14 protein-coding genes are annotated in these 17,715 nt (G+C 61.6%); 13 read left to right on the top strand and 1 reads right to left on the bottom strand.

Annotated elements, in window-relative coordinates:
- Window positions 1-28: 28 nt before the first annotated feature.
- Window positions 29-1,450, bottom strand: coding sequence for a hypothetical protein (locus tag BH93_RS24485; protein WP_037147145.1), 1,422 nt, complete (start codon window positions 1,448-1,450; stop codon window positions 29-31).
- A gap of 110 nt (window positions 1,451-1,560) precedes the next feature.
- On the opposite strand from BH93_RS24485, the gene BH93_RS24480 reads away from it, so the two are divergent.
- The 13 genes from BH93_RS24480 to BH93_RS24420 all read left to right on the top strand — a co-directional run bounded on the left by BH93_RS24480 (window position 1,561) and on the right by BH93_RS24420 (window position 17,710).
- Complete coding sequence (locus BH93_RS24480) at window positions 1,561-3,018, top strand: polysaccharide biosynthesis tyrosine autokinase (protein ID WP_080738997.1); 1,458 nt, start codon at window positions 1,561-1,563, stop codon at window positions 3,016-3,018.
- 5 nt (window positions 3,019-3,023) lie between these two features.
- Window positions 3,024-4,268, top strand: a complete 1,245-nt coding sequence (locus tag BH93_RS24475; RefSeq protein ID WP_037173079.1) for an alpha/beta hydrolase family protein — start codon at window positions 3,024-3,026, stop codon at window positions 4,266-4,268.
- A complete protein-coding gene (locus BH93_RS24470) occupies window positions 4,265-4,942 on the top strand; it encodes a YveK family protein (RefSeq protein WP_037173077.1) in 678 nt (225 codons plus the stop codon). The genes BH93_RS24475 and BH93_RS24470 overlap by 4 nt, the downstream gene beginning before the upstream one ends.
- Window positions 4,939-6,186, top strand: coding sequence for a lipase family protein (locus BH93_RS24465; RefSeq protein WP_242459056.1), 1,248 nt, complete (start codon window positions 4,939-4,941; stop codon window positions 6,184-6,186). The genes BH93_RS24470 and BH93_RS24465 overlap by 4 nt, the downstream gene beginning before the upstream one ends.
- A 16-nt stretch (window positions 6,187-6,202) precedes the next feature.
- A complete protein-coding gene (locus BH93_RS24460) occupies window positions 6,203-7,474 on the top strand; it encodes an acyltransferase family protein (protein WP_037173076.1) in 1,272 nt (423 codons plus the stop codon).
- Window positions 7,475-7,478: 4 nt separating this feature from the next.
- A complete protein-coding gene (locus tag BH93_RS24455) occupies window positions 7,479-8,699 on the top strand; it encodes a lipase family protein (RefSeq protein ID WP_037173074.1) in 1,221 nt (406 codons plus the stop codon).
- Window positions 8,700-8,710: 11 nt separating this feature from the next.
- Window positions 8,711-9,562: a sialate O-acetylesterase gene (locus tag BH93_RS24450; RefSeq protein WP_052065017.1), complete on the top strand. Its 852-nt coding sequence runs from the start codon at window positions 8,711-8,713 to the stop codon at window positions 9,560-9,562.
- Between the two features lie 312 nt (window positions 9,563-9,874).
- The gene (locus tag BH93_RS24445; protein WP_052065055.1) at window positions 9,875-11,320 is read left to right on the top strand and encodes a sugar transferase; all 1,446 of its coding nucleotides are present in this window, start codon (window positions 9,875-9,877) and stop codon (window positions 11,318-11,320) included.
- Between the two features lie 64 nt (window positions 11,321-11,384).
- A complete protein-coding gene (locus BH93_RS24440) occupies window positions 11,385-11,684 on the top strand; it encodes a hypothetical protein (protein ID WP_155290918.1) in 300 nt (99 codons plus the stop codon).
- 191 nt (window positions 11,685-11,875) lie between these two features.
- Window positions 11,876-13,201 (top strand): UDP-glucose dehydrogenase family protein, encoded by a 1,326-nt coding sequence (locus BH93_RS24435; protein ID WP_197914708.1) that lies wholly within the window; start codon window positions 11,876-11,878, stop codon window positions 13,199-13,201.
- Between the two features lie 392 nt (window positions 13,202-13,593).
- Entirely contained in the window at window positions 13,594-15,213 is a 1,620-nt protein-coding gene (locus BH93_RS24430; protein WP_080738996.1) for a sugar transferase, read from the top strand.
- A 231-nt stretch (window positions 15,214-15,444) separates the two neighbouring features.
- Window positions 15,445-16,437: a glycosyltransferase gene (locus BH93_RS28325; RefSeq protein WP_080738995.1), complete on the top strand. Its 993-nt coding sequence runs from the start codon at window positions 15,445-15,447 to the stop codon at window positions 16,435-16,437.
- A gap of 118 nt (window positions 16,438-16,555) precedes the next feature.
- The gene (locus BH93_RS24420; RefSeq protein ID WP_165712851.1) at window positions 16,556-17,710 is read left to right on the top strand and encodes a glycosyltransferase family 4 protein; all 1,155 of its coding nucleotides are present in this window, start codon (window positions 16,556-16,558) and stop codon (window positions 17,708-17,710) included.
- Window positions 17,711-17,715 lie beyond the last annotated feature (5 nt).

The following is a 17,715-nucleotide window of genomic DNA, read 5'->3' as shown; positions in this document are numbered from 1 at the left end:
GTGCAATTCCCAAATATCGTCTCGATCGTTATGAAACTGCTGGTCGAGCTTCTCTCGGTGAAACCAAGCTTTTCGTTTCGAGAGCGTGGGCGTTGTCGGCAAGTGGATCGGTTTCCGACGACTTTTCCCATGCGTAGACGAGAAATGCGTACATCACCGAAAACGCCATTGTGGTCGCTGGGATCGTGACAACGGGGAAGTCGAGTTGCAGCGCGACGACGGCAAAGCCGATCATTCCGCCGCCGTAGAACCCGTACTCCCACTGCCGGGCCCGGAGCAGTTTGTATCCGACCACGGCGATGACGACGAGTATCGCGACGAAGGCAATGCCGGCCACCAACCCTCCGCGGTAGATGGTCAGCAGCGGGGTGTTGGCTACGTAGTTCACTTCGAAAGCGACCGTGGGGTCTTTGAATTCGGCACGGCCCCAGCCCAGTCCGAACATCCAGTGGCCCTGCATGTGGCCGGGGAACTCCACCAGAGCGTCGCCGCGTGCACTCGAGCCTGCGTCCCCGCTACCGAACGACGAGAAGACGCGATTGCGCACACTCGGTACGGCGAGAGCGCCGACGAATGCTGCCGCGAAGGAGCCGACGATGGCGAGCCGCTCGCGGGTGCGCAGTTGCTGGAACGCCAACATCAGCAGTACGCCGAAGACCACGGAGAACAGCGCTGCCCGAGAGAGCGTCATGACGATCGACAGGAACAGCAGTGCGGCAAGCATTGTGCGCAGGTAGCCGCGCAGAAGCAGCACGCACAGCATCAGGGCCAGGACGAATCCGATGCCGGCCGCATTGGGGTCGATATACGTCCCGGCCAGGCGAACAGTGGTGGCTCCGGTGGGGCTGTAGACGAAACGAGTGCTTTCTTCCTCGCTGCCGTAGCCGAAGATCGACAGGTAGCGAATCAGTTTCCCGGCCGGATCTGCGACGAAGATCAGCACGGCGAAAGCGGCTGCGGCCGAGGCGGCGTAGACATAGATTCTGCCGAATAGAGCCAGCTCGTCCCGCTGCATACGCAACAGGCAGACGACGACCAATGTGGAAACGACCCATTGGCCGAATTCCACGTAGTCGACGAGTGCGCCACTGGTTGCGAACAACGACAATGCGGAGAGAACGAGCAGTGCGATCATCGGCATTTCCGGCCATGTGATGCGGCTCACCGCTGTGCGGTGGATCACAGTGGCGAGGATGACCGCGATTCCCAAAGCGAAAATTAACGGGGCGTGAACACCGGGAACATATCCGAACGGCAATGCGCCGAGTGAAAAAGCAAGAGCGCGAGTCAGATACAGCGGATGACGTAGGCCGATGTACGCTCCCACAGTCAGCACGACGAGGGCGAACGCGCCCAGTTTCGCTGGAGTTCCGCCGAGAATCATTGCGAATGTAACGAAAACGGGGACGACCACGATGGCCGCCGCACCGACTCGTTGCGTGATGCTCATAAGCACTGATGTTGTCACGCTTTCACCCGCTCGCAACATGTACGCCGTGCCGAATCGTTCGCTGCGCTTTATTCTTTCCCCTTGACCGACGTCATTCGATTGGAGCACTCGTGGAGATTCGAGAGTACGGGCGCATTCTTCGCGCGGGATGGTGGATCGTCGCGCTCGCGATGGTCGTCGGCATCGTCGGAGGTTGGGCCTACACGCTCTTCACGACGCCGCAGTACCAGGCGTGCGCCCGTCTGTTCGTCACCACCGAAGGTGGCAGCTCGGTCGGCGAGGCCTACCAGAACAACCTGTTCTCGCAGGAACGTGTCACCTCCTATGCCGGATTGGCAACCAGCACACAGGTTGCCCAGCGTGCGATCGATCAGTTGCAGTTGGACATGTCTCCGGACGAGCTGCGTTCACGCGTCACCGCCACTCCGATCGACAAGACGGTGTTGCTCGATCTCTGCGCCACCGACGCCGACCCCGCGGTCGCCCAGGTCCTGACCAACGCGGTCGCCGGTCAGCTGACCCAGTTGGTGCAGGAACTCGAAACCTCACAGCGCGGCGGTAGCCCGGCCGCCGGTGCCACCATCGTCGATCAGGGCGATGTTCCGGCCGCACCGATCGGCATGGGGTTGACCACCGTCCTCGGACTCGGTGCTGCCATCGGCCTCGTCGTCGGTCTTGCACTCGCGTTGCTTCGCGGATTGCTGGACCGTTCTGTTCGGGATCGGTCGCGCGCGGAGGAGATCTCGGGCCGCACCGTTCTCGGCGGACTCCCGGTCGATGCAACACGGCCGAAGGCAGCAGTGGCGTCGATGATCAAGATGGGCGAGCCACTGCGCGCGCTGCGCACCAACATTCGCTTCCTCGGCGGTGGCTCGCCGCCGCGCATCATCACCGTCACGAGCCCGTCCGCGGCCGAAGGCCGCACCAGCACCGCCATCGATCTGGCGGCAATTCTCGCCGAAGCAGGGCACCGGGTCCTGCTCGTCGGCGGCGATCTTCGCAGCGCAGCCCTGGGAACCCGCCTGGGCATCGAGCAGCACAGCGGACTGTCGACGGTGCTCTCCGGTGAGCACGGCGTCGAGGACGCGGTTGTGCACGATGTGTTCGACGGTGTGTCGGTACTGCCCTCGGGCCCGGTGCCGCCCAATCCGAGCGAGCTACTGGGATCGGACCGCGCCCACGAGGTGCTCGAGGAACTGCGCGGCGACTACCGCTACGTCATCGTCGACACCCCACCTCTGCTCGAGGTCACCGACGGTGCGATTCTCACCGCATTGTCAGACGGCACACTGGTTCTCGCGCGCACCGGTCGAACGACGCGGGAGAAGCTGCGACGTGCGATCAAGGTGCTCGACGGTGTCAGCGGCACCGTACTGGGAGTCGTCACCACGTTCGAGCCCTCCGCCCGACGCCTTCTCGGTGGCAACTCGTCGTCCGGCGAGTCCTCGGTAAAGCCCTCTGCTGCAGAACCTTCCACGCCGGCTCCGTCGGCACCGGCCCAGTCCGCAGCACCCCGGCCTACGCCGGCGACGAGCGACACTGCGAGCTCCTCGGCGAGCAGAGGATAGCTTCGATGGCAGGTAGGTTCGCGGCCAAGGTCGGCGTGGTGCTGACCGTCGCGGCGGTGCTGGTCTCCTGTTCGCAGGAGGCACCCGTGGTCATCCCTCCCGGCGCGCCGACGGCTCCGGTCACGGCGTCCGCGACGGCGTCGGAGCCGCCTCCTCCGTCGAATTTCGGTGGTACGGCTCCAGGTTCGCTGATCTCGGCCGAACCGATCGACGACATCGCCGTCGACATCACCGAGCTCGGTGCCTCCGCCACCCGGGTGGTGTATCGGTCGACCTCGGGTGTCACCGGTCAACCGACGGAGGTCTCGGGAACCGTCATCGTCCCGGCCGGCACCGCGCCCGAGGGTGGCTGGCCGATCGTGTCGTTCGGGCACGGAACCACGGGAGTGCTGAACGCCTGCGGCCCCTCGCTGTACGCGAACCTGCTCGGTAACGCTCCTATCGTGGCCGCTCTCGCTCTCAACGGATTCGCGGTGGCGATGACCGACTATCAGGGTCTCGGGCTCGAGGGGTCCTACCATCCCTACCTCGACTCGAAGACGTTCGGCTACAACATGATCGACGCCGTGCGAGCGGCCAGGAACTTCATGCCCACGCTGAGCTCTCGGTGGTCGGCATACGGAGTCTCGCTCGGCGGGATGGCGGCGTGGGCCGCAAGCGACCGCAACGCCGAATACGGCGGCGGACTGGAGCTCGTCGGCACGGCCGCGATGGTGCCGGTGTCGGATATGGCCGGTCTGGCCGACGCGGCAGCGAACGAGACGCTCACCCGAGCGCAGTATCCCTTGCTGATGTACGCGTTGGATACGCTGGCGATCTCGCATCCCGAGATGAATCTCGACGACTACCGGTCCGGCTTCGCGCGGGAGCGATGGAACGATCTGCTCGAGTGCGTCCCGCCGGGATCGTTGGATGTTCCCGAGCTGCAGACGCAGCTCGAGCCCTCGGATCTGAAGCCGGTGAGCCAGGAGGCGACGGATCGTCTGCGCGGCTACCTCTCGGCCATGGCTCTGCCGCAACAACGTTCGACAACACCACTGTTGGTCATGTACGGCAGCGAAGACGATCTGATACTCGAACCGTGGACCGAGAAGGCGTTGCAGCGCGCGTGCGACTCCGGAGACGTCGTCGAATACGAGCTGCATCAGGGCGAAGGTCACGGCAATCTGGACAGCAGTCGGTCGTTGCCGTGGGTCAAGGGTATGTTCGCCGGCCAACGACCCGTCAACACGTGTGAGCAGAAGCGATGATCGCGCCCGCCGGTGTGCCGACCCTCAAGGACTACGGCCGTATTCTGTTGTCCGGCTGGGCTTTGATCGTGGCTGCGGCCGTACTGTCGGCGGGCGTCGCGTGGTTGGCGACATCGTTCGTGGAACCGTCCTACACGGCAGCCTCACGAGTGTTCGTCACTGCGCCCGGTCCACCGTCACCCAAGAATTCGTTGGACGGCAACCGTGGATCTCTGGTTCGTGTCGAGTCGTATGTTCAGCTTGCCACCGGCGAGCAGGTGCTCCGACGCGTGATCGCGTCCCAGGATCTGCCGATCGAACCTGCCGAGCTGAAGAAGGACATCACAGTGCTGCCGAGTCCAGGCTCTGCGCTGATCGAGATCTCGGTGGTGAACGCCGACGCCGACCGCGCCCGTGATATCGCCAATTCCGTTGCGGTCCAACTGGTCAAGCTGGCCGCGGAGATCGATCTGGGGGCCGACGGGCCGGTGTCTCAACTTACTCTGGTGGACGCGGCCGCCACTCCGAGCTCGGCAACCAGCCCCAAACGCACGAGCAACGCGATGCTGGGCGGCGTCATGGGGATCGTTCTCGGCAGTGTGCTTGTGCTCGCGAGGGGGATTTCGCGAGATTCGATCGACCATCGAGACCACGTCGAACAATTGCTGGGGCAAGTCATGGGGGAGAAGCGATGAACTACACAGGAACGACGATGCTGCGCAGAGCGGCAACGGCCGGCGCATTGGCGTTGGTCTTGATATCGGCGGGGTGTTCTTCGGACGACGCGGTGGTGGATCCGCAATCCGTGGCTGTCGGGGCCACGCTGCCCGCCGATTACGGCAACGACGGTCCTGGCTCTCTGGAAAGTGCAGAGGAGTTGCTCACGGTCGATCGCCGGCTGAGCGGGATCTCCTCCATCGCAGCGCGGGTGGTGTACACATCGACGTCCGGAGTGGACGGATCCGAGCAACGGGTATCGGGCACCGTCTTCGCCCCGGAAGGTACAGCGCCGGAAGGTGGTTGGCCGATCATCGCCTACGGCCACGGCACCACGGGGGTGCTCGAGGATTGCGGCCCGTCGACCGACCCGGAGCTGCTCGGCAGTTCCCAGATCGTTGCTGCGCTGGTGCGCTCCGGACACGTGGTTGCGGTCTCGGACTACCAGGGGCTCGGTCTCGACGGCACCTATCACCCGTATCTCGATGCACGTACCGTTGGGAACAACCTGATCGATTCGGTACGTGCCGCCCGCAAGTTGGTGCCGAACACCTCGACTCGATGGGCTTCGTTCGGTGGTTCTCAGGGTGGTCAAGCGTCCTGGGCTGCAAACGAATTGGCGAAGAGTTACGGCGAGGGTCTCGACATGGTCGGATCGGTCAGCCTTGTTCCTGCAGCAGACATCACCGGGTTGGCCGCGGCGGCAGCGAGCGGCACGCTCACCGAGGATCAGAAGCCGCTGCTGCAGTGGGTTCTGGTGGGCTTGGCTCAGGCTCATCCCGACCTGAATCTCGACGACTACCGCAGGGGCATCGTGGCCGAGAAGTGGGACGAGCTGTCGGCCTGTGGCGGCGTCCTCGCTGCCGACCGTACGTCCTTGGCGGCTCAGATCAGCGACGACGATCTGCGCCCGGCAACTCCGGAGGCGACCGCGACGCTCGAGGGCTATCTGAGGGAGATGAGCCTGCCCAAGTCGCCTGCGTCGGCTCCGATGTTGGTGATCTACGGCGGCAAGGACACGTTGATCTCACAGCCGTGGACGGATGCGGCGATCGCCGCCGGCTGCGGCAACGGCGACAGTATTCAGTATGTGCTCCAACCGAATTCCGGTCACGCAGACATCGACGGTGCTGCTGCGTTCGGATGGCTGGCGGACCGGTTCGCCGGCACCGAGGCCGTCAGCTTCTGCCCAGCCTCAGCCCCAGCGGCTCCGGCTCCGTGACCTTCAGAAGGCAGCCATGACAGCAACTCCAGACAGCACCGCGGCCGCAGCAACCGAGCCTGCGTCTCCGGTGAGCAGTGAGTCGAAGCGGCCCGCTCGTATTCTCGGCCTCGACGGGCCGCGTGGCTTCGCGTGTCTGTGTGTGCTCGCCGTGCACGTCGGTGGTCACTACTCGCCGCAGACCGTGCTCACGTACAAGCTCGGGCTGCTCGGCCAGGGTCTGATCTTCTTCTTCGCCCTGTCGGGCTTCCTCATCTTCCTGCCTATGGTGCGAAAGTTGTTCGCGGGCAAACCGATGCCGAACAACGTCAGCTACGCGATGCACCGCCTGCTGCGCGTGTTCCCCGCGTACCTGTTCATCTTCCTGTTCGCGAACTTCGTCATGCGCGCGGTGTTCGTGGAGAACGCGGCCGTCGCCGAGCGGCATTTCACCGACAACGGACTGGGAGTGCTCACCGATCCGCTGACGCTGCTGGCCAATCTGACTCTGGTGCACTCCTACATTCCGAGCATGCTCCAAACCGGGATCAACCCGTCGTGGTCGCTGTCGTTGGAGTTCGCGTTCTATCTCGCGCTTCCGCTGCTGACGGGCATCGCGTTCTATCTGCGTAAGCGAACGTCCATCTCGGCCCCGCTGCTGGCGATGATTCCAGTGGTGATCATGTTCGTCATCGGGGTGACCGGAAAGCTGTACACCGCCTCGCTCGTGGGGCCGTCGGGCATCACCGATCCGAAGTTGTTGGATTGGGGACCCAACGAGGTCGCGGTGCTCAGCCGTAGCTTCTGGTCGTTGGCCGACAATTTCACGTACGGGATGCTCGCAGCCGTGGTGTTCGTCGCGATAGACAACGGAATCATGAAGGGTGCCATCGCAACCAAGATGCGGTGGTGGACGGGAATCGCGATGATCCCCACAGCCGCGATCTCACTGAAGCTGATCGACGACAACTCTCGCTGGCAGAGTTCCACCGTCGCCCTCGGCTCGGCCCTGCTCATCCTGTTCATCATCGTTCCACTGGCCCGAGGGGAGAAGTCCTCGCTCGCCGAGCGTGCCGATTGGGCACCGCTGAGCTATGTGGGAACGATCTCGCTCAGCGTGTACCTGTGGCACTTTCCCATCCTGATCATGGTGGGTCGCTTCGGTTGGATGGCCGGCGACAGCCCGCTGGGCATGCTTCGCAATTTCGTTCTGGTCAGCGTGGTCAGCATCGGATTCGGAACGTTGACCTACCGTTTCATCGAGAAGCCTGCGTTGACCTACGCCCGTAGGTTCAAGGCCAGCAAATAGTTTCATGCGTCGAACCCATCGAGCGCTCACAGCATTGCTGCTGCTGCCCGTCCTGGCAGGATGCACCGCCGTCGTACCGATCGGTGCGGAGGTGCAGCGCGGCGTCGCGGCGGCGGTGCGAGGTTCGGATCCCGAGCCAATGGTGATCGCGGACCCTGGGACAGGTAGCGGGTCGATAGTCAGTGCCGAGACCATGCCCAATCTGCCGATCCAGGTGCGGCTTTCGGGAGTGAACGCTGCGAAGGTGGTGTATCGCTCGGTACAGCCGGGAGCGGGGGAACGAGAAGTATCGGGCACGGTGTTCACCCCGTCCGGTGATGCCCCCGAGGGCGGTTGGCCGATCATCTCCTACGCCCATGGCACGACGGGCATCGAGCAGGACTGTGCGCCGTCGGAATCCAGCTCGTTGCTCGGTGCTTCGGCGCTCGTACAGGGCTACACCACAGCGGGATTCGCCGTGGCCATCACCGACTACGAGGGCCTGGGGGACCCCGGCAGTCACGCTTACCTGGACAACATCGCGGCCGGCTACGACGTCATCGATGCCGTTCGGGCTTTGCGTACAGTCTTTCCCGACGCTGGTACTCGGTGGGCTGCGTTCGGTGGTTCGCAGGGCGGCGGCGCTGCGTGGGCCGCGAACGAACTCGCCGGGTCCTACGCCCCCGAGTTGGATCTGGTCGGTTCGGTGGCGCTGGCACCGGGTGCGAACATGGTCGGGTTGGTGGACAAGGCCATCGCGGGGACACTGACCGTCGATCAGGGTCCGCTGCTCCAATGGGTACTCGAGTCGTTGTCGCGACGTGATCCTGCCCTGAATCTCGACGACTATCGCAGCGGAAACGCCGCGCAGGACTGGGCTGCGCTCACCGGGTGTACTCCGGACAAGGCCGGTGCCCGCGACGACGCGGTGAAACGGCTCGGCGACAAAGACTTTGCGCCCAAGTCCGACCAGGCTGCGGCGGCACTGCGCGCGGCGCTGACGGCGATGGCCGTGCCCACGGGGCCGGCGTCGGCACCGATGCTGGTGGCCTACGGCGACGCCGACACCTTCATCGACGCGGCGTGGACCGATGCGGCACTCGAGCAGGCTTGTGCGTTCGGAGACGTCATCACCATCGATCGACAGGCCGGGCGGGGGCACGGAGACGTGAACGGCGACGCCGTCAATCAATGGATAGGTGATCGATTCGCCGGGGTACCGGCGCAGAACGATTGCAGTCGATGAGGGGGATTGAAATGGGATTTCGTGACGACCTGAAGGTGCGTGCGAAGGACGTCGTCAAGAAGCGTCTGGGACGAGGCATTCCGGTGGAGGAGTTCGACGAGCCGTACCTGGTGGTCGCAGTGTTGGGGCAATCGAACGCTCATGGCGGGGGCCGTGGGTTGGATCGATCCGGTCTCGACGCTCCGCATCCACGGGTGCATCAGTGGGCAGCGTCGGGTCGGTCGAAGAACACCATCGTGGCGGGCAGCAATCCGCTGTTTCACGAGGTCCCCTCCAAGGCAGTCGGATTCGCTCCCACGTTTGCAGCGCACCTCGCCGATACGACGGGTAAGCCGGTGTTGCTCGTTCCCTACGCGCGCGGAGACTCGGGGTTTGCTCGCATCCATGGCATCTCGTGGGACCCGGCCGATACCGGGGCCCGCGTCAATTTGTTCTGGGATGCTGTGCAGCGCATCCGAACCGGTCTGGCCACCAAGCCCGGCAACGAGCTCGCCGCGGTGCTGTGGCATGAGGGCGAGAGCGACGTACCGTTGCTGACCGGGCTGGCATACGCCGAGAAACTCGACAGTCTCATCGACGCCTTGCGTGAAGAATTCGGTGATGCCCCGTTCGTTCTGGGTCAGATGGTGCCGGACGAAATCGAATCGGGGGACCCCAACTACGCCGTCATCGACGCGGTACATGCCGATACTCCGCGTCGAAGGACAAACGTTGCGTACGTGCCGGGCCCGAAGGGGCTCTACAACAGCGAGACCGAGAAGATCCACTACAGCGGTGCCGGGCAACGGGAACTGGGACTCCGAATGTGGACGGCCTTCTCGGGAATGGCACCGCGCGTCGTGCAATCGACCGACAATGCTTGACATCGAACGAGAATCTGTTGCTTAGTGGTCCCCGGGGGTGGAACAGATCAGGGAATTCGGCGCTGCCAGAAACACTCTGGACGCCTCTGGTTAATGCACTCGAAACATGTAACGACCTGCGGCTTCGCGTCGATCAACATATCGTTATCACAAGTCACGTTCAGCGCGATGAAGGCAGATAATAGGACTGGGAGGCACGGTGCTGTGTCGATCACGGAAGTTCGACAAGGCACACGTACCGAGGGGGAATCAGTGTCGGTCAGCGATCTGAATACGCAGAATCCGGTAGTTTCGCGGCGCGACGCGAGGAGGATGCGGAAGGTGACGTCTCGGCGCGAGTGGGAAGCGCACTACACCGAGGGTCTGCGGGTGACCGACACTCTTGTTGTTCTCGGTGCCGTGACGGTTGCTCAGATCATCCGTTTTGGTGATATCGACTTCGGTCAGCCGTGGGCCATCGTGAGCTATTTCGGAGTCTCGTCTGTACTCGCGGTGTTGTGGTTGGCGTTCCTCGCCATTTTCCGCACTCGTTCCCCACGGGTGATCGGCAACGGGTCGGAGGAATACGGACGCATCGTCTCGGCCACGTTCCGCTTGTTCGGCACCATTGCCATTCTGTCGCTGCTCTTCCGGTTCGACATTGCTCGTCTGTATCTCGCTATCGCGCTACCTGTCGGCATGATCGGCCTGTTGCTCAGTCGGTGGGGTTGGCGCAAGGTTGTCTCCCGCAGGCGCGCCGGCGGCGGCTATCAGACGTCGGTGCTCATCGTCGGCAGCCGTAGTTCGGCGCTGTCGATGGCCGCATCCTTCGAGCGTTCCCCCCAAGCCGGCTACAGCGTGGTCGGCATCTGCCTCCCCAACTATGAGCCCGGCAACGACACTTCTTTCACCATCGACGGCGTCGAGATCCCCGTGTTGGGAGACGAGCACAGTGTTGTCGAGGCCATCGAGACCTCCGGAGCCGACACTGTCGCGGTGACGGCCACCGAGCACATCGGCCATCGCGGCCTGCGAAAGATGGTGTGGGACTTGGAGAAGAAGAAGGTGGATCTTGTCGTCTCGCCGGGTGTGGTGGACGTGGCCGGCCCGCGGCTGGTGATGCGGCCGGTGGCGAACTTCCCGCTGATCCATGTGGAGAAGCCTCAGTACAACGGCGCGAAGCGGTTCAGCAAGACGGCCTTCGACTTCGTGTTCGCCGCATCGGTGCTGCTGCTGATCTCACCGATCCTCATTGCGCTCGCAGTGATCATCAAACTCACCAGCAAGGGTTCGATTTTCTACAAGTCCGAGCGAATGGGCATCGACGGCAAGCCTTTCCAGATGATCAAGTTCCGCAGCATGGTGCAGGATGCAGACAGGCGTGTGCAGGAGTTGGCCGCTCTCAACGAGGGCGCGGGCGGGGTGTTGTTCAAAATGCGTGACGATCCACGGGTCACCCGCGTCGGCAAGGTGATGCGCAAGTTCAGCCTCGACGAGCTACCGCAGTTCGTCAACGTGCTCAAGCGCGAGATGAGTGTGGTCGGTCCGCGCCCGCCACTTCGTCGAGAAGTGGAAACCTACGACGGCGAGGTGCGACGCCGGCTGCTCGTCAAGCCGGGTATCACCGGGTTGTGGCAGGTGAGTGGCCGCTCCGATCTGTCGTGGGAGGAGAGCGTGCGCCTCGATCTCTCGTACGTCGAGAACTGGTCGATGACGGGGGATCTGCTCATCATCGCCAAGACCGCTGTGGCCGTGTTCAAGAGCGAAGGCGCGTACTGACGTCGGTCCTCTTTCTCGGCCCACTCACCGTGCAGGCGGTCGGTTTTGTTCGTATGATGGTGTGATGTCGACTATTTCGGAGAACGGATCCGGTATTACCATGGCGCAGAGTTCTTTTCATGATTTCTTGTCCGATCGAGTAGACCAGATCGCACGGGTGCATCTGAATCGGTCGACCTCGCTGCACGCGGTGATCTCCGACAGCGTGGACGCCTACACATCGGCATTCGCCGAGTATCACGGCACCGAGGCCCCGTTGGATCTGCTTGCCCCTGATGTTCGCACCGAGTTGAGCGATTTCATCCACCGCTGCGCCGAGGCCGTCGAGGAGCCCGAGAATCCGCAGTTCCCTGTTCGCAGGTGAGAAACCTTCTAGAAGCTGATTGTTTGGCCGGTCCTGTGACTACGGTCTCTTGGGTGACGACCGTGATCGCCTGTGTTTACTATTCCCATGTGTGCGCGTGACCTGAAGGCGGTGTCCTCCAGGCGCTTACTGTGACTGATCGTCACAGGCTCCTTTCTGGGTGCGTAATTGTTCAGAACGACCGACGGGGAATAGAAATGCGAATCACAGTCTTCGGTACCGGCTATCTCGGTGCCACTCATGCCGCGTGCATGGCCGAACTCGGCCACGAGGTGCTCGGTGTCGATGTGGACCCGGCCAAGCTCGCCAAGCTCGAAGCCGGTGAGGTCCCGTTCTGGGAGCCCGGTCTCGAAGAGGTGTTGCAGCGCAACATCGCGGCCGGCCGTCTGCGTTTCACCGCGTCGTACCAGGAAGCCGCAGACTTCGCTGAGGTGCACTTCCTCGGAGTCGGTACTCCCCAGAAGAAGGGGGAGTTCGCGGCCGACATGAAGTTCGTCGACTCGGTCATCGAGACGCTGGCACCGCTGCTGACGAAGCCTGCGGTCATATTCGGTAAGTCGACCGTGCCGGTGGGCACAGCCGAGCGGCTCGGCCGTATCGCCCGCGAACTCGCACCCGCTGGGGACGACGTCGAGGTCGCCTGGAACCCGGAATTCCTCCGCGAGGGTTACGCCGTGAAAGACACCCTTCACCCCGATCGCCTGGTGCTGGGTGTGGACCGTGCCCGCCCGGGCCGCGCCGAGGAACTGGCCCGCGAGGTCTACGCCCAGCTGCTCGACGAGAAGATCCCGTTTTTGGTGACCGATCTGGCTACCGCCGAGCTGGTCAAGGCATCGGCCAATGCATTCCTGGCCACCAAGATCTCGTTCATCAACGCCATTGCCGAGGTGTGTGAGGCAGCTGGAGCGGATGTCACCGTCCTTGCCGACGCCATCGGCCACGACGAGCGCATCGGCCGCAAGTTCCTCAACGCCGGCATCGGCTTCGGCGGTGGCTGCCTGCCCAAGGACATCCGGGCGTTCATGGCCAGGGCGGGCGAACTCGGTGCCGACCAGGCCCTGACGTTCCTGCGCGAGGTCGACAACATCAACATGCGACGCCGTACCCGCATGGTCGAGCTGGCCCGCGAGGCATGCGGATCTCTCCTCGGCGCTCGAGTCGCCGTGCTCGGCGCGGCCTTCAAGCCCGATTCCGACGACGTGCGTGATTCACCAGCTCTCAACGTGGCCGGGCAGATCCAGCTGCAGGGTGCCGCGGTCAACGTGTACGACCCCAAGGCGATGGAGAACTCGCGGGCGCTGTTCCCCACGCTGACCTACAGCAACTCCGCGCTCGAAGCCTGCGAGGGCGCAGATGTGGTGTTGGTGCTGACGGAATGGAAAGAGTTCAAGGCACTCACTCCGAAGGACCTGGAGGGCGCAGTGCGCAGCAAGACCTTGATCGACGGCCGCAACTGCCTGGACCCGGAGCAGTGGCGGGCGGCGGGGTGGAACTACCGCGGGCTCGGCCGTCCCTGATCGCGACCGACAATCCCAAGCGACAAATTCATTCGTTGGAATGATTCTCACGGTCATTCCTTTAGATGTAGCTCGTCGGCTATTCGACTTCTCGCGTACGCCCATGTAGGCAAAATCCTTGTTTCGCCGTCGCGGAGCGGTGTGGTGGTTTGTTCGGCGTGCTATTGGCAGGAGTGAGGCTGTCAATTACACAATAAACGGCGCTGTAACCTGTGGAGCCTCACATTGCGGTGCCGATTGTGTTCAGATGTAACGTTTTTCGGCCCTGTCGCGGTTACACCGAGTGGGCTTCTGTCTCACATATCGCCTAGTCAGCCATGGTGTGGTAGACCGGATACCTGCTGTTATTTATTTGTGATCTCGGCCGCTCGCGTGGTGCATTGGATAACGGCATGGGACTATTTCAATTCGGTACCAGTTGCTTTCCGGATTGGTTCGAACCGAGCAGGTGCGTTCACCTTCGGTGGGCGCCGCAATGCAGAGGAGGGGAGCACGTGGCATCTGTCGGGGCTGCACAACGCTCTCTGTGGGGATATCCGCGTCGGCAGGGCGCTGTCGCAACACGCACCCTGACGTCGCGTCACGTGTGGGAACAGCAATACATCAGGCGGCTGCGCGTAGCTGATGTCGTCGTCGTCGTTCTGTCGATCGCACTGGCTCAGGTCGTTCGTTTCGGGGACAGCGATGTGGCGACGACGGGCTTGCTACCGACACTCACGTACACCGGGGTATCCATTGCCCTGGGCGTTCTCTGGATCGCCTTCCTCGCCATCTTCCGCACCAGATCCCCTCGCGTCATCGGAAACGGCGCGGAGGAGTACCGACGTATCGTCTCGGCAACCTTCCGTCTGTTCGGCGTCATCGCGATCGTGTCGCTGTTGTTCCGCATCGACTTCGCTCGCCTGTATCTGGCCATTGCTTTGCCCGTCGGACTGCTCGCACTGCTGCTGAGTCGCTGGGTGTGGCGCAAGGTCGTCACTCGAATGCGCAGCAAGGGCGAGTACAAGACCTCGGTGTTGATCGTGGGTAGCCGATCGGCCGCGGTATCGATGGCACAGTCTTTCGAGAAATCTCCGTCCTCGGGTTACGCGGTGGTGGGTATCTGCATGCCCGGCTACGAGGCTCCGCGGGACGGGCTGGTTCATGTGGAAGGCACCGACATCCCGGTGCTGGGGGATGAGCACGATGTTCTCGACGCAATCGGTGAGTGCGGTGCCGACACGGTTGCCGTCACCGCAACCGAGCACCTCGGCAACAAGGGCATTCGCAAGATGATCTGGGATCTCGAGAAGAAGGACGTCGACTTGGTGGTCGCGCCGGGTGTGGTCGATGTTGCCGGGCCACGCTTGGTGATGCGTCCCGTGGCCGGCTTTCCGCTGATTCACGTCGAGAAGCCTCAGTACAACGGCGCGACCCGGTTCAGCAAGACCGCCTTCGACCTCACGTTTGCAGCTCTGGTGCTGGTGCTGATCTCGCCGATACTGCTCGCAGTCGCCATCGCAGTGAAGACAACCAGTCGCGGACCGGTGTTCTACAAGTCCGAGCGGATGGGCATCGACGGCACGCCGTTCTCGATGATCAAGTTCCGCAGTATGACCGCCGATGCGGACAAGCAGGTTGCGCACCTCCTCGATCAGAACGAGGGTGCAGGCGGGGTCTTGTTCAAGATGCGTGAAGATCCGCGCGTGACACCCGTGGGCAAAGTACTGCGCCGTTTCAGTCTCGACGAGCTTCCGCAGTTCATCAACGTTCTCAAGCGCGAGATGAGTGTGGTGGGGCCGAGGCCACCGCTGCGCCGCGAGGTCGAGACCTACAACGGTGAGGTTCGTCGGCGACTGTTGGTCAAGCCGGGAGTCACCGGCCTGTGGCAGGTCAGCGGACGATCCGACTTGTCTTGGGAAGAGACTGTCCGGCTTGATCTTTCGTATGTCGAGAACTGGTCGATGGTCGGAGACCTACTCATTATTGCCAAGACCATGAAAGCCGTGGTGGCCAGCAATGGTGCGTACTAAGAACAGAAATCGTCGAGTCATCGAAGAGCCCCACCTCCACGAAGTCGCATTCGGCAGACTTGTGGGCCAAACTGTCCATGCTTTCTTACGAAAGCCCAAGGAATGCAACATTCAGGGTGATTTAGTTACGGTGCAGAATGTATTGGACCCTCTTCACGCCTCACAGCGGCAGACGGGCATTCATCCGAGTGTGATTCCGCGTACCGACGACAGTAAAACCGAGGTCTTATTATGAAGTCGGCAAGGCCGCACCCCGCAGCGCAAATTGTTCCTAGTAAAGCAAAGGTGCTTTGGGCTGCTAACTCCGGGGGGCATTTCGCTCAGCTTAGGCGAATTGCTGCCTCCGCAACCGTATCGGCAGACTCACTCTGGATAACATTCGATACGCCTCAAACGGCCGGTGCCATCGGTGACGAACGCCACGAGTTCGTTGACTATATATCGCCGCGGGACTGGCGAAACACGATTGCAAATGCCAGGATCGTCTGGAAAATACTGAAACGGGAGAAATTTGACTTCTGCATTAGCACTGGTGCCGCATTAGCAGTTGCAGTACTTCCTCTCGCGGCGATCCGAGGTATACCGAGTGTATATCTCGAAAGCATTTCCCGGACAGACGGCCCTTCCCTGAGTGGACGTATCCTTCGCCGGATTCCTGGAATTTCTACTTACACGCAGCATGAGCGTTGGTCGAACAAAACGTGGGCCTACAAAGGCTCCATTTTAGACTCGTGGGAGAGCGTCAACCCACCATGCAGCCGTAGCTCGGCAGACGATGGAGCGCCGCGAACTTTCTTCGTCACGCTAGGTACCATTAAGCCATACCGGTTCGACCGGTTAGTGGACGCGGTAAAGGGGCAGCTTCGGCCAGGTGACAAGGTGACGTGGCAGGTGGGATGCACCACGCGCGCCGATCTCACTGAAGGCGTCCTTTCCGAGGTGTCACCACAAGAGTTCCGCAGACTGGCGCAAGCGGCAGACGTTGTCGTTACTCACGCCGGAGTCGGATCAATAATGGAGCTATTGGACTTAGGGATAAAGCCTCTGGTAGTCCCGCGATCAATGAAATACAACGAACACATCGACAACCATCAGAGTCTCATTGTTCGCGAACTGATCACACGAGACCTAGCGGTCGTGCTCGACCTTGAGAAGCCGACGCGGAGTCAGTTAACCGACACTATCGGCCACAGCGTTCATCAGGCCGACAGAGGTGGGATTTGAAGCACCGATGCCCGCCCGAACATTCTGTTAAGGCGGAGATCAGTAGCAGTGAGCACGATGTGGCGAGCATGACGTGGGTGCAGGCAGGACCCTCCCACAAGGAAAGAGAGAGCATTCGGTGAAGACACCTCATTTCGACCGCATAATTTTTCACAAGTTCGACCCCAAAACTCCGGCACCTGGCGGCATCGACACCTGCATTCGCGGAATACTCAAGTATCACCGCGCAGACGAAAAAATCGGCATTGTTGGGGTCTGGGGAAATGAAGTACTCACCAATCGACATGTCCTCGGCAAGTGGTCTGAGATCTCGATATCTGGACGAACGATCGGATACTTTCCTGTCACGGAATTGGATCCAGGTAATCAGCTGCGAAAGATTCCGCATTCACTACGTATTGGCGTAGCAGCTATCCGATTCCGTAGGAGAATTGGATCTCATGGCGTCGTCCAAGCGCATCGTGCAGACCTCGGGGCTCTCTCGCTCTTGCTGTGGCCAAGGAGCGGACATACCTACTTCATTCACACGCAAGAGTCTGGTATTCTAGGGGAAAATTCTGACTCGTTTTGGCGAAAAGCGGCGGTTGTTCACAGGCTAATTGAGAAGTTTACCGTCAAGCACGCCGATCAAGTCCGGGTGTTTAACCCAGATTACATTGCGGCAGTGGAGAAGTGGAACGCAAACGCGAAAAGCTCACCTACTTGGTGGGATCCAGAAATTGTTGGACAGGCGGAAGAGCGTAGTCCGAAACGCAATATACTCTGGGTTGGCCGATTTGAGCGGCCGAAAGATCCACATCTCGCCCTGGCGACGCTTGAAACCTTAGTGCAGCAGCATCCAGAGGAACAATGGCACCTCACTATGGTAGGAGCTGGGAATTTACATTCTCAGATTCTCGCTGACATTGAGCACCGCGGTCTCCAACGGCACGTGGTATGCACGGGTCGGCTGGCTCCGGCAGACGTTATGCGAGAGATGTCGAGGGCAGATATCTTCTTGATGACGTCTGTACCGGGATACGAAGGCTATCCACGAGTGCTAGTTGAAGCATTAGCTAATGGCCTTCTGTCCGTAGTTACGCCAGGGGCTGACACAGGAAAGCTCGTCGCAGACGGTGTGAACGGATATACCGCGGGTGGCAGGAGCCCGTCGGAACTGTCGAAACTCATACGTGAAGTGCAGCAACTTTCCTCTTCGCAAGCAACAGGCTCTGTGATGCACTTATCCGCACCAGCGGTAATAAGTGACCTATACCAAGACACGCTCATCTGAAGGCA

It is taken from the genome of Rhodococcoides fascians A25f, assembly GCF_000760935.2.
In the GTDB taxonomy this organism is placed as follows: domain Bacteria; phylum Actinomycetota; class Actinomycetes; order Mycobacteriales; family Mycobacteriaceae; genus Rhodococcoides.
This window is presented reverse-complemented; position numbering and strand designations above follow the sequence as displayed.

What these genes read in the sequence shown, in the direction of transcription:
- BH93_RS24485 (WP_037147145.1), bottom strand. Translation starts at nt 1,450, where the DNA reads ATGAGCATCACGCAACGAGTCGGTGCGGCGGCCATCGTGGTCGTCCCC.
- BH93_RS24475 (WP_037173079.1), top strand. Translation starts at nt 3,024, where the DNA reads ATGGCAGGTAGGTTCGCGGCCAAGGTCGGCGTGGTGCTGACCGTCGCG.
- BH93_RS24470 (WP_037173077.1), top strand. Translation starts at nt 4,265, where the DNA reads ATGATCGCGCCCGCCGGTGTGCCGACCCTCAAGGACTACGGCCGTATT.
- BH93_RS24465 (WP_242459056.1), top strand. Translation starts at nt 4,939, where the DNA reads ATGAACTACACAGGAACGACGATGCTGCGCAGAGCGGCAACGGCCGGC.
- BH93_RS24460 (WP_037173076.1), top strand. Translation starts at nt 6,203, where the DNA reads ATGACAGCAACTCCAGACAGCACCGCGGCCGCAGCAACCGAGCCTGCG.
- BH93_RS24455 (WP_037173074.1), top strand. Translation starts at nt 7,479, where the DNA reads ATGCGTCGAACCCATCGAGCGCTCACAGCATTGCTGCTGCTGCCCGTC.
- BH93_RS24450 (WP_052065017.1), top strand. Translation starts at nt 8,711, where the DNA reads ATGGGATTTCGTGACGACCTGAAGGTGCGTGCGAAGGACGTCGTCAAG.
- BH93_RS24445 (WP_052065055.1), top strand. Translation starts at nt 9,875, where the DNA reads ATGCGGAAGGTGACGTCTCGGCGCGAGTGGGAAGCGCACTACACCGAG.
- BH93_RS24440 (WP_155290918.1), top strand. Translation starts at nt 11,385, where the DNA reads ATGTCGACTATTTCGGAGAACGGATCCGGTATTACCATGGCGCAGAGT.
- BH93_RS24430 (WP_080738996.1), top strand. Translation starts at nt 13,594, where the DNA reads ATGGGACTATTTCAATTCGGTACCAGTTGCTTTCCGGATTGGTTCGAA.
- BH93_RS28325 (WP_080738995.1), top strand. Translation starts at nt 15,445, where the DNA reads ATGAAGTCGGCAAGGCCGCACCCCGCAGCGCAAATTGTTCCTAGTAAA.